This window comes from Devosia sp. Z6_126, from assembly GCF_058133495.1.
This window is the reverse complement of sequence record NZ_JBYUNO010000004.1, coordinates 254,463-266,923: the sequence shown is the minus strand read 5'-3', so window position 1 is coordinate 266,923 and position 12,461 is coordinate 254,463. Positions and strand designations below refer to the sequence as shown.

The 12,461-nt window shown below is 62.5% G+C and carries 10 protein-coding genes; 3 read left to right on the top strand and 7 right to left on the bottom strand.

Features of this window, described 5'->3' with window-relative positions; translation table 11 throughout:
- Positions 1–27: 27 nt before the first annotated feature.
- The 7 genes from AC3YOG_RS18110 to AC3YOG_RS18080 form a co-directional block, all read right to left on the bottom strand.
- On the bottom strand, positions 28–1,098 hold the full coding sequence (locus tag AC3YOG_RS18110) for a Gfo/Idh/MocA family protein (RefSeq protein WP_489936079.1): 1,071 nt from the start codon (positions 1,096–1,098) through the stop codon (positions 28–30).
- Positions 1,095–1,949, bottom strand: coding sequence for a sugar phosphate isomerase/epimerase family protein (locus AC3YOG_RS18105; RefSeq protein ID WP_489936078.1), 855 nt, complete (start codon positions 1,947–1,949; stop codon positions 1,095–1,097). The genes AC3YOG_RS18110 and AC3YOG_RS18105 overlap by 4 nt, the downstream gene beginning before the upstream one ends.
- A gap of 5 nt (positions 1,950–1,954) precedes the next feature.
- On the bottom strand, positions 1,955–3,361 hold the full coding sequence (locus tag AC3YOG_RS18100) for a CehA/McbA family metallohydrolase (protein ID WP_489936077.1): 1,407 nt from the start codon (positions 3,359–3,361) through the stop codon (positions 1,955–1,957).
- Positions 3,358–4,470 carry an ABC transporter ATP-binding protein gene (locus AC3YOG_RS18095; protein ID WP_489936076.1) on the bottom strand — a complete coding sequence of 371 codons (1,113 nt, stop codon included), beginning with the start codon at positions 4,468–4,470 and terminating at the stop codon, positions 3,358–3,360. The genes AC3YOG_RS18100 and AC3YOG_RS18095 overlap by 4 nt, the downstream gene beginning before the upstream one ends.
- 5 nt (positions 4,471–4,475) lie before the next feature.
- The gene (locus AC3YOG_RS18090; RefSeq protein ID WP_489936075.1) at positions 4,476–5,306 is read right to left on the bottom strand and encodes a carbohydrate ABC transporter permease; all 831 of its coding nucleotides are present in this window, start codon (positions 5,304–5,306) and stop codon (positions 4,476–4,478) included.
- Between the two features lie 2 nt (positions 5,307–5,308).
- Complete coding sequence (locus AC3YOG_RS18085; protein ID WP_489936074.1) at positions 5,309–6,250, bottom strand: carbohydrate ABC transporter permease; 942 nt, start codon at positions 6,248–6,250, stop codon at positions 5,309–5,311.
- A 178-nt stretch (positions 6,251–6,428) separates the two neighbouring features.
- Positions 6,429–7,778 (bottom strand): extracellular solute-binding protein, encoded by a 1,350-nt coding sequence (locus tag AC3YOG_RS18080; RefSeq protein WP_489889158.1) that lies wholly within the window; start codon positions 7,776–7,778, stop codon positions 6,429–6,431.
- 314 nt (positions 7,779–8,092) lie between these two features.
- Here AC3YOG_RS18080 and AC3YOG_RS18075 point away from each other — a divergent pair, with 314 nt between their 5' ends.
- The 3 genes from AC3YOG_RS18075 to AC3YOG_RS18065 all read left to right on the top strand — a co-directional run bounded on the left by AC3YOG_RS18075 (position 8,093) and on the right by AC3YOG_RS18065 (position 12,174).
- The gene (locus AC3YOG_RS18075) at positions 8,093–9,133 is read left to right on the top strand and encodes a LacI family DNA-binding transcriptional regulator (RefSeq protein WP_248305302.1); all 1,041 of its coding nucleotides are present in this window, start codon (positions 8,093–8,095) and stop codon (positions 9,131–9,133) included.
- Between the two features lie 5 nt (positions 9,134–9,138).
- Positions 9,139–11,061, top strand: a complete 1,923-nt coding sequence (locus tag AC3YOG_RS18070; RefSeq protein ID WP_489936073.1) for a DUF5054 domain-containing protein — start codon at positions 9,139–9,141, stop codon at positions 11,059–11,061.
- Between the two features lie 102 nt (positions 11,062–11,163).
- Positions 11,164–12,174, top strand: coding sequence for a LacI family DNA-binding transcriptional regulator (locus tag AC3YOG_RS18065; RefSeq protein WP_489936072.1), 1,011 nt, complete (start codon positions 11,164–11,166; stop codon positions 12,172–12,174).
- Positions 12,175–12,461: the final 287 nt, after the last annotated feature.

Genomic DNA, 12,461 nt, shown 5'->3' with positions numbered 1-12,461 from the left:
GCCGCTGGCGGCAAGCCGCCGCGTGGTTTAGCGCCGGAAGTGTTGCCCGACCTCCCGGAACAGCCTGAGGTCTTCGAGCGAATCCTCCAGTCCCGTCCGCGGCGGCTGGCCGGTGCTGACGCTATCAAGAAACGCATTGAGCTCGATCCGGAACGGATCCTCATAAACGGGGCCGATGATTTCGGTGCCGGTTTCCGTGTCCGAGGAGGTCGTGATCTCCAGCCGGGTGGGCAGATTGCGGATATAGGGGGTATCGTAGTTGAGCTTGAAGTGCTGGGTCCGTGTCAGCACTTCGATGCCGGCATCAAAGCGCGAGACATCATCGATCACGGCCTCATAAAGCGCGGTGAAGTGGCCGTAGTCAAACAGGGCGATCACCGTCTCGCCGTTGTGCTGGGTGGCATAACGCACGCCCTTGGGCGGGCCCAACAGATCTCGCATGGCGGAAAAGCTGTGTGAAGAAAGGCCAGTCAGCACCTGATAGGCGCGCAGAGTTTCGGGCGGGCACTCTTCGCCCATAACCGATCGGAGCATGGCTTGCGTGCTGGCCCGACCTTGCGCGATCACCTCGGCCGGAACGTCACTGGGCCGGAACACATTGCGGGTCTGGCCCACAAAGAACGGTGCCTCGCGGATGATATCGCGCACCCGCACATGCCGGATGGCCGCCAGGGGCGGACGGCGCCGTTTGAGCTCGAGAAACGGACGCGAGAACCGGCGCATGTAACCGACAAAGACGATCTGCCCGTCGCGGCGCGGCACCGACAGGATCGGCTCCAACTGTTCCAGCGTCAGGCAGGCCGGCTTTTCCACAAAGACATGCTTGCCCGACCGGATGGATTTTTCCAGCAGCTCGGCATGGAGATGATCGGGCGTGAGGATAAAGACGGCATCGACAGACGGATCGGCAATCAGCGCGTCAGCCGTGCTGTGTCGCGAGGGGACACCGTAGCGGGTGGCAATATAGTCGAGAAGGCTCAGCGAAACATCGCTGATTGCAGTGATGGCGAAGCGCTGGTCATCGGCGAGGAGCGGCAGGTGCATAAGCTGGGCGACTTCCCCCAACCCGATCAGCCCGACCTTGAGTGGAGTGGTCATTCCCCAATTCCTTTCACAAACGCAAGATTGCGCGCGGCTAGCTGCACTGGCGTTTCAGCGGCGTTAGCGGCAACATCCTGTTCCACCACAACGGGTCCGGCGAAATTGCCCGCTTGGAGGAAAGCCATCACGCCGGCGATATCGACAACGCCATCGGGCAGCGGACACATGATGCCGGCGCCGTAGGAATCCGCGATCGAAAGCTCTCCAGCAAGCATCCAGCCCCGCACGACGGGGTCGACGTTCTTGAGATGCATATAGGCGATGCGGGGGAAGACCTTTTCCATATAGGCGAGCGGGTCCTGCGCCCAAAAGGCGTGATGGCCGGTGTCGAAGCAAAGGTCAATCTCGGTGTCGTGCAGCAGCCGGTCGATTTGATCCTCCCGCTCCACTGCGGTGCCGACATGTGGATGAAAGCTGAGCTTGAGGCCGAACTCACCCTCGACCAGCTGTTGGGCATCCCGGACCATGCCAATCAGCCCGTGCCAAGCCGGCGCATCAAGCACACCCTCCTGCCCTTCAGGATACCAATTGCTTTCATCCATGATCACGAGGTGCCGCGCGCCAAGCTTGGCAAGCAGGTCCGCCAATTCGCGCAGGGTCTGGGTGAACTGCGCAGCAGTCGTGGCATCGCCAAAAGTGTGCACATGGGTGGCGCCGATCAGCGTCAGCTGGCGTTTGGCCAACTCATCGTTGAGCAGGGCGGCGTCCTTGGGCAAAAAGCCAAACGGCCCCAGCTCGGTCCCGGCATAGCCAGCCTCTGCCACTTCATCGAGATATTGCTGCCAGGTGTAGCGGTTGCCGGTGGGATAGTTGATGCCCCAGGAACAAGGGGCGTTGCCGATAAGCATGGTGTTCAAGACCTGAGATAGATGGGATTGCTGAGGGCACGACGAATGGGTTGATCGAGCAGATCCGCCCCCTTGAGCTGCCAGGGCAGTTCGCGGCCCTCGAGCGCGGCGGTGAACTGGTCAACAAGGGCCGCACGGCTCGCCCCGGCGATGATTTCCGCCCGAACGAATTTTTGTGGCGCAGACAGTGCGACAGTGGTGCGCCAGTCGTCGCTGGTGATCTCGGTGCGGGCGACACGGCCGGCGGCGTCGATCAGCACCAGTTCATCGCCCGCGGCGCCACTGACGCGGACGTCGATGGCAGCAAGGCTGGCGGCGGTGCCACCCATCGCGACGGGGCCGGCGCTGATCTCAAGATGCGGGCCGCTCGGGCTTTCAGTGACATAGCCGTGGCCCGACCTCATCGCGGCCAGAACAGCGTCTTCGCTGAGTTGGGGCAGCCAAAGCACCGTGGTCGGACGCGCCAGCACTAGGGGACCCTCCGGCAGCAGGCGGTCCGGCTGGTGGAAGTCCGACCCGCCTATGGCCGACAGCTTGAGGCCGGAGGCGAGCCGCTGCTGGTAGCGCTCCAGCGCGATCCAGTTCCAGGCCAGCCAGGTCGATTGCCACACTTCCTGGCAATCGGCGGCGGGAAATTCGTAGTCCCAGGGAATGGTGGGCTTGTCGTGGTTGATCGACAACAGCCCGCCACGTCGGTGCACCAGGTCAGCCAGCACATGCGCGTCGGCTGGCGCCGTCATGCGAAAGTCGATCCAGTCATCCACGCCAAAAACATTGGCGTGCCCCACGGCGGTGGTCACCTCCATGGCGCGCACAAAGATGAGGTCTGTCGAGGATTGCGGGTGAAAATAGCGGCGCTGGCTGATCGTGTTGTGGTCGGCAACCGCGAGGAAGTCGAGCCCGGCCTGCCGGGCGGCTGCATGGAGCAGTTCGGGCGCGCCGCGGGCGTCGGAATGGAAGGTGTGGCAATGCAGATCCCCTCTGTACCATCCGGCCCCCTCCCGCACGGGCAAGGTTCGGGCGGGCTGCGGGGCGAGCTTACGGGGCGTAGCATCGAGACTGATCGTGACGCTGACCTGCGCACCTTCGGGCGGAACCTTGTAGAGCCCAAGGACGATTTTCCAGGTACCGGGCTGGATCCCGCCGTACATATAGCCGGGCGTCGCATCATCGGTGGCGATGAAGAAGCTCTCACGCGCCCCGCCGCTCCAGCCGCGAAAGCCCTCTTGGGTGGGATAGCCAGTGTCACGCGGATCAAAGGCGCCGAGATCAATGACGCAGTCCTCGGCCTTGGAGTAAACGAGGGTCACGTCGATGCGGGTTATTCCCTCGGGTACTTCAAAGGGAAGATAGAAATAGGGGTTCCGAGCCTGCTCGGCCGGGGTGACCCGGGCAGTGATGGTCTGGCTCACGCCCGATCCTCCCCCGCAGCGGGAATACGGTTCTGGGCGCCGTCGAACAAATGCACATGCTCCAGCGAGAAGCCGAGGGTGACCATTTCATCAAGGTCTAGGTGCTCGTCGGTGAAGATGCGGGCCGTAGCACGCACCCCTTGCCCGCGATCAATGGTGACGAGACTCTCCGGACCCATATTCTCGTTGGCGAACAAGGGCGCCGTGATGGTGTTGGCGCTGCCAGGAGTTGCAATGCCGAGATGTTCGGGGCGTACGCCCATGGTGAGCTTGGGCCCCTGTGCCAGCGCCTTGCAAATGGCGTCGCTCATCGGCAAGGCCGCGATGGTCAGACCATCGGCCGAGAGGCGCAGCATGCCGTCGCCGTGCATGCCCTCGACCTCGATCAGGTTCATCGGCGGATTGCCGACGAAGTTGGCCACGAAAGTGGTGGCAGGCCGCCGGTAGATCTCGATCGGCGGGGCATATTGCACGATGCGCCCGGCGTCCATCACCGCGATACGGGTCGCCAGCGCCATGGCCTCCGCCTGGTCGTGGGTCACGTAAACGGCCGTAATGCCCATGTCGCGTTGCAGGTGATTGAGAAAGCCACGAGCTTCGAGGCGCAGCTTGGCGTCGAGGTTGGAAAGCGGCTCGTCGAACAGATAAACCTTGGCCGGATACACCAGCGCCCGCGCGAGCGACGTACGCTGCTGCTGGCCGCCCGAAATCTGGCTCGGCAGCCGGCCGAGCAGATGGCCGATCTTGAGCACATCGGCCACTTCCTTGGCGCGCCCGTGCCGGTTGGCAACGGACTCGCCGCGCACCTTGAGTGGATAGGCGATGTTGTCGGCCAAGTTCATATGCGGATAAAGCGCGTAGTCCTGGAACACCATGGCGATGTTGCGGTCCTTGGGGTGGAGGCCCGTGACCTCCTCGCCACCGATCAGGATCTGGCCGGAGCTCGGGGTTTCAAGTCCCGCAATCATGCGCAGCGAAGTTGTTTTGCCGCAGCCGGACGGCCCGAGCAGGCAAACGAACTCGCCATCCCCGATATCCAAGCTGACATCGCTCACGGCATTGAACTCGCCGAAGCGCTTGGTGATGTTCTTGAACTGGACTGATGCCATGTAACCTAAGCCTTGATGCCGCCAAAGAACCGGAAGCCGAATCTCCAGCTGACAAAGAGATAAAGCGCTATCACCGGCAGCGAGTAGATCAGCGAATAGGCCGCCAACAGCGTCACAATGGGCGTGCCGGCCTCCGAATAGAACGAATAGATCGCGACCGAGGCCGGCATGTTGCTGTCACTGCGCAAGAGGATGAAGGGGATCAGGAACGAGCCCCAGATATTGACGAAGCTCCACACAACGATGACGACGATCCCCGGACGGATCACCGGCAGCGCAACATCAAAAAACGCCTGCACGGGGGAAGCACCTGCCACCATCGCACTCTCCTCATAGGACTTGGGGATGGAGTCGATGAAGTCGCGCAGAATGAACATCGCCGTCGGCAGCAGGCCACCGGCAAAAGTCAGGATGACAGCCAGATGCGTGTCCATGAGCCCGGCGGCCGAGATGATCAGGAAGATCGGCACCATGGCGGCCGAACCCGAGACGACCGAGGAAAACAGCAGCAGGATATAGGTAACCGCCCCCTTGCCGGGGATCGAGGAGCGGCTCAGGGCATAAGCGGCAAGCGTTGCCGCCGCACCCACAAGGATCACCCCGCCGATCGCCTGGATGAAACTGTTCCACAGCGCCTGCACGGCATAGGAATTGCCAAAGACAGTGAAGAAGTTGGAGAGCGTCCAGGGGTCGGGCACCGCCAGCCCCAGTTCCGCGCGGGCGTTGAATGGGGCGAACAGGAACCACAGCAAGGGCAGTGCGAAGACGACGCCGATCAGCGCCGCCAGTGCCGAAAAGGCGATGCGACCGACAAAGGCAGGAATGGTGAGGCCCATGCTCAGCGCACCTTTTTCTTGCGGCCGATGCTGAGATAGATCAGCGCAAAAGCCAGGTTGATCAGCATCATGATCACGCCGACGGCCGCACCCTTGCCGAACTGGAAGTCCTGGAAGGCGACCCGGTAATTGTAGATGGACACCAGCTCCGTCCGATAACTCGGCCCGCCATTGGTGAGCAGAAAGGGCGTGAAGGTATTGAACGTCCACATGGTGATGAGGATGAGATCGGTGACGATGTGCCCGCGGATCAGCGGCAGCCCGATGTCGCGGAACTTTTGCCAGCTCGAAGCACCCGCCACATCGGCCGCCTGGAAATAGCTGGGCGGAATCGACGAAAATGCCGAGCTGAACAGCATCATGGAGAAGGCCGCGCCCCGCCAGGTATTGAAGACGACGATCACCCAGAAGGGCTGCTGAAGGAGGAAGTCGCCCGGCGGCAGGCCAACGCCTTCTAGGATCATGTTCAGCGTGCCCTGGTCTCGATCGAGAAACGCGAACCAGGCAAAGCCGATGACAACCTCAGGCAGAATCCAGGCGGCAATGACAAAGGTTTCGGTGATGCGCTTGACCCAGGGCGGCACGGTCTGGATCAGCCAGGCCAGCAGCAGGCCAAGCAAAGCCTGGCCGAGCAGCGCCGAGGCGAGCACGAACTGCGTCGTCAGGATCAGCGAGAAGCCGAACTGCCCGCGCTGAAAGAAGGTCGCCGGATCAAACAGGGTGAGATAGTTGCCCAAGCCGACAAATTCGGGATTGAGCGCGGTGCGACCCAGGAGCGTTCGGTTGGTGAATGAAACAAAGATCACCCAAAAGAAGGGCACGATCACGAACACCGACACCAGGATCCCCGCCGGCGTAAGGAACGCCGCTCCCGCCCAGTTCGACAAAAGGGCGAAGTTGCGGGGCTTGCGCTTGCGGGGAGCTGCGGTGGTCTCGGTGGTCATGCTGGCCCCGCGTAGTCAGAAGTCAAACTAGAGCTCGGCCGCTCCGGCGTGAGGATGAGAGGCTGGCACAAACCCTGTTGCGCTGACCGGCTGGTTCGAGGCTTTGCCCGGGCAAAGCACCTCACGGTGTGAGAGCAGGCGCGCCGGATTGCTCCAGCGCGCCCAGCGCCTGGGAGGGCTAGAGCAGACTGACGGTGTTTTCCTCGCCGACGATCGCAATAACCGCCGACCCGTATTGAGCCATTGCATCCTCGGGCGAGAGTTCGCCCGAAACCACCGCTTCGGTCATGCGCTGGATCTCAGCCGACACCGCATTGTAGTTGGGATCGTTTGGGCGTGCGGTGGTCAGCGGCAGGAGCGCCTGGCTGGTTTCCGTCAGGAATGGATTATTGGGAATCTCAACATCGGTACGCGCGGTGATCCGCGGCTGTATCGCCTGGAAGGCGGCTAGCTGCTCGGGCTCGTTCATGAACGACAGGAACGCCCATGCCTCGGCGGGTGCATCAGTTGCCGGGTTGATGACAAACCCGGTACCGCCTGAGATGGTGACAAAATCCTGCCCGCGAATGCCAGCGCCGGGCGCCTTGGCCGGGATCTTGGCCCACCCGAGGACGGCATCACGATCAGGCACTGCGAACTCGGAGCCCTCGGGGGTCACGGAGCGATAGAAATAGTCGCCCTCAAACAACAGCGCCGTTACGCCGTCGCGGAAATTGGCAAAGGAGCGGTTCCGCCCATCGGCCAGGAGTTGGGCGCGCTGATCACCCAATTGCTCATCGACATAGATGGTCTTGTAAAGGTTGAGCGTATCGAGAATGCCCTGGCTGGCAACAATGAACTTGCCGCTCTCGTCGGTAACACCCTCGCCGGTGCCGAGCAGCGCCAGCCAATAACCCTGCATCGTGGTGGCCTCGCCCATGGCAACGCCGGCGTTGAGTTGAATGGGGAAGCTATCCGGCTTGACCTGCTTGATCGCTCGTGCTGCCGCCAGAATGTCGTCCCAGGAGGCGGGCTGCCAGTTCTCTGCATCGATCCCCGCTTCGCTCAGGATATCCTTGCGCGTATAAAGCATACGCACATCGGTCCCCAGCGGGATGCCGTAATAATCGCCCTGATAGGCCATCAGCGCACGCGATCCCTCCGAAAGCGCCGCCCAGCCCGTCCAACTATCGACCGCTTCACCGGCGACCGCGTTCAATGGCTTGAGCAAGCCGCCTTCCACAAAGGAGGGGATCAGGAAGCCATCGAAGGCAGAGACATCGGGACCTGCGCCGGTCGAGAAATCCAGCGCCAGCTGCTGGGTGAGCTGCGCGTCCTCGCCGCCGAACTGATTGAGCCGGACATCGACGTCGGGATGCGCCGCTTCAAAAGCCGGGATGACGCTGTTTTCGATCCACTCGGCCGTGCCGCTGTTGACGCCACCAATCACGCAACGGCAGGTGACATCGAGATCAACGGCAAAAGCCGGAATAGCCGTGGCTGCTGCCCCGGCCACACCAAGCGCAACTGCACGCCAACGATTGCTCATTGCAAAACCTCCCATGTGGTGGCTCCGAATTCTCCGGTAGCCCTATATTGGCCGGGGCGTCGGACAGTACCTGTGCTCCACCAGCCCAGCGAGAATGAACACGTTATCACAGAACGTCAATGCGGAGATTCGCAGCCCCGTTTGCGGCCCCATTGAGTCCCGGCAGCCCAGATGGCATGTATTGGTGACGTTCCAGTGACGATTACCGACGAAAAGCCAGCTCGTGCTCAATGGGCTATTCTTGACAGATCGACGCGCTGCGCCCAGAGGTTTGTACACGCTTTCATCTTTTTGGCAGATGACGGGAGGCGCGTTTGAACGAATTAGGTGGGGCCCTTCGCGGCCGGGCGACTGCGGAAATGGTCGCAGCGCGCGCCAATGTTTCGCGGGTTGCCGTGTCCCGCGCCTTTAATCCCCATGCGTCGCTCAAGCCCGCCAAGCGCGAACTGATCCTGCGCATCGCCAAGGAGTTGGACTACACTCCCGACCGAGCTGCCCGTGCGCTGGTCAGCGGGCGCTCCCACCTAGTTGGCATCATCGTGCCCGACGTCTACGCCTATTGGGAAAGCCAGGAGATTGACGCGCTGACCACTGCACTGCAGCACGAGGGTTTTGCCACCCTCCTGTTCAAGACGCGCACCGACTACTCCATGGACGAGCAGCTGCTGGCCACGATGCGGGGCCACAACCCCGATTCCGTGATTGCCTTTGTCGAGAACGTCAAGCCGAGCACCTTGGCCCGGTTCATGGGCCGCGCGGTGCCCATTTATGTGCACTATCCCGCGCCCGGTGCCGCCGACCAGCCCAGCAGCGGCCCTATGCATGACCGGCTCAACGTGTTGCACTGGGATGGGATCGATCAGGCGGTTGCCCTGCTGCAGGGTTATGGTGCGCGGCGCATCGCCTATCTTTCGGGAGCGCGCGGATCTCGCGCCAACGCGTCGCGGCAGCACACCCTCGAACAGGTGATGGCGCGACGCGGCCTGCCTCCACCAGTCGTGATCAAGGGCGACTATAGCTATGACACCGCCTACCAGGCCACGGTGAACTTCTTTCGCGTTCGCGACAGCGCGGATGCGATTTTCGCCGCCAACGATGTCGGCGCCTTCGGGGTTATCGATGCGCTGCGTCATGAACTCGGCCTGCGCGTGCCTCAGGACGTCAAGGTCGTAGGCTTTGACGACATCGCCCAGTCCCATTGGAAAAGCTACAACCTGACCACGGTCAAGTTCGACCTAGACGAGCGGGTCAGTGCCCTGGTGCGTCTGATTCTGCGCCGCCTTAACGAGCCCGACGCTGCGGGGTTTCACGAAACCCTAAACACCAGGCTCATCGTGCGTGGAACGGTTGGTTGAACTCCATGGCCAAACATATTCACCTGATCTTCAAGACCCATCTCGATATCGGCTTTACCGACCACGCCGCGCGGGTTCGCGAGCAATATCATGAACAGTTTATTCCCCAGGCGATCCGGACGGGGGAGCACTTTTTTGCCGAAAATCCCGTCTATCCCGCATTTATCTGGACCACGGGCGCCTGGCTGATCTGGGATCACCTCCATTCCCAGGACTGGGAGCGTGTCAAGCGCCTGGAGCGTGCCATCGGACGCGGGCTGATCACCTGGCACGCCCTGCCCTTCACCACCCATACCGAGCTCATGTCGCCAGCCTTGTTCCAAGCCGGGCTATCCTATTCCGAGGAACTCAACCGCCGCTTCGGCCGCACCACCACGGCGGCCAAGATGACCGATGTGCCGGGACATACGCTGGGCATGGTCCCGCTGCTCGCCGCCGCCGGGGTGCACTTCCTGCATCTGGGGGTTAATACCGCGAGCCCGGTTCCCGACGTGCCGCCGATTTTCCGCTGGCGCGCCCCGGGCGGTGCGGAAATCGTAGTGATGTATCAAGGCTCCTATGGCGCCACCGACTTTCCCGCCGGCCACGATATTGGGCTCAGCTTTGCCCACACCGCCGACAATATCGGGCCGCAAAGCGTGCCGCAGACGGTAGAAACGCTCCGCCACATCCAGCACGCCAATCCCGGCTCGACCATTACCGCCTCGACCCTGAATGCCTTTGGCGAGTTGATGTGGGAGCGGCGAGACAGCTTTCCCGTAGTCACCGAGGAGATCGGCGATAGCTGGATCCATGGCACGGCGAGCGACCCGCACAAGCTGGCGCGTTTTCGCGCTCTGCAGCGGCTCCATGACAGCTGGATTGGCGAACCGACGACCGAGCGCCGCGCCTTTGGCCGCGGCCTCGCCATGGTGGCGGAACATACCTGGGGCGTCGACATCAAGACCTATCTGCGCGACGAAACGGCCTGGGATCGGGTCGGCTTCGAACAGGCACGCGCAACTGACTATCGCTTCAGCTATACCGAGCAATCCTGGGCCGAGCAGCGCACTTATCTCGATACCGCACTGGCAGAGCTCCAGCCCATCGATCGGGAGATCGCCGAAGCCGCACTTGCAGAAACTTTGCCGGGCGCTGCGCCGGTGCCAAGTGCAACTGGCAACCGCATCAGCGATGCCGGCTGGGTCGCGGATCTAGATCCAGTCACCGGCGGGATTCGAGCGCTGCTATCGCCCGCAGGCTCGCGCATTGAGGGGCAGAACGGGCTCCTGCTCGGCTATAGCCACGAAAGCTATGACTGGGCAGCGTTGCAGGAGCACCTCGACAGCTATCTTCAGCATCGCGAAATCTGGGCCATTCTCGACCACGACAAGCCCGGCCTGCAAACCGCCAGGACTGCGCGCACCGCCAGTTTCGTCCCAAGCCTGGTTGGGGTAGCGGGCGTCAGCACGGCCATGGCCACCCTGCCCCCCCAAGCTCATGCCGAACTCGGCGCGCCGGCTCAGTGCGAAATTGCGCTACATGGTCTCGGCGAGCGGCAGGTTGAGATCCGCCTTATCTTGCGCAACAAGCCGGCCAACCGCATGCCCGAAGCTGGCTTCCTCCAGTTCAGCCCTGCAGGCCTCAGCAACTGGTACCTGTGCAAGCTGGGACTCTGGCACGACTCGAGGGCCATCGTCCGCAAGGGCGGCGGTCAGCTTCAAGTGGTGGAGGCGGTTCGGGCCAAGGGTGCAATTGGCGAGATTACGCTTGACCTGCTCGACGCCGCCCTCGTCGCCCCGGCCGGCTCGCCCTTCCTGCCGTTCCAGCCTGATGTGCCAGATTTTTCTGCCGGACTGCGGGTCAATCTCTATAACAACAAATGGGGCACCAATTTCCCCATGTGGTGGGAAGGCGATGCGCTCTTCCGCTTCGTGCTGACTCTCTGAGCGGCTTGCCCGCCGATCCCAGCACTGCCGAACACCCTCCCATCTTGACGTCGATTGTGTTCTCCCGGCTAATCGCGCCGCCCGAGCAGGATGGCGCACACCATGAGCGACAGACCCAGAACCTTCGTCACAGCCCAGATGGTGGCGGAGCGCGCCGGCGTCTCCCGTTCGGCGGTGTCGCGCACCTTCACGGACGGCGCCAGCGTATCGGAAGCCACCCGCCGCAAGGTGCTCGATGCAGCGAGCGCCCTTGGCTACCACGTCAACCACCTTGCCCGCGGCCTGCGCGAAAACAGCAATATCGTCTGCTTGGTCGTCGCCAATCTCACCACCCCTATCCGCGCCCGCCTCGTCGATGTGCTGACCCGCAGGCTGCAGGCGGTGGGCAAGATCATCATGATCATCAACACCCAAACCGATCAGGAAAGCGCGGCGCAAGCCTTGCGCCAAACGCTCAACTACCGCGCCGATGCTACGGTGGTGCTATCCGGCACGCCCCCCGCGAGCCTGATCGAGACTTGCCTTGCCAACGGCCAGCAGGTGATTCTGATCAACCGCGACGAGCGGCTGGTTGGTAGCTCCAATCTGGGCGTCGACAACGCCATGGCGGGCGCCGAGGCGCAGTACCTGCTGCAGCGCGCGGGCTGCCTGCGCCTTGCTGTTGTCACCTCCAACACCCGCACGGCGAGTCTGGTGGAACGGCAGCGTGCATTTGTTGCGGCCGCGACAGCTGCCGGCATGGCCGTAACCGCCACCGAGGTCGGCCCTTCCAGCTATGCCGAAGGACAGCTGGCAGCCCGGCGGCTGTTTGGCCGCTCCCAGGCTCCGGACGGCGTTTTTTGCGTAACCGACCTCTTTGCGCTGGGGTTCATGGACGCCGCGCGCGAGGAATTTGCCTTGCGCATTCCGCAAGACCTGTGTGTCATCGGTTTCGACGATATCGAGCAGGCCGGTTGGGCATCCTACAACCTGACCACCTTCTCCCAGCCGCTCGAGGTGATCGCCGATGAAGTCGTGGCACTGCTGCAGCAGCCCGACAATGCGGACTCGACGCGAAGGGTGATCGAGCCGATGCCGATCTGGCGCCGCTCGGTTCGTCCGGGCGCGCCCTAGCCGCATCCTTGCACACGTGCGCAACGCGCGTGTTTGTCATTAGAGCGTTATGCAACCGCGCTAGACACACCGACGAAAAATGTTCGCTGCTGCACTTGTGTGCAGTCGTATTTCGGTGTTGTCTTGGCCCCAGCATATGTCTCGCCGGCCGGCAAAACCCAGCACCAGATTGGGTCGGCCTCGTCGATGCGCATGCGCGGGAGGAGCCCATGGGGCGAACGAGTCGGCGCCGATCCGGTTCGTTGTTTGGCCAAGAGCCGCCATCCGCCTCCGCGATCGGCACGGAA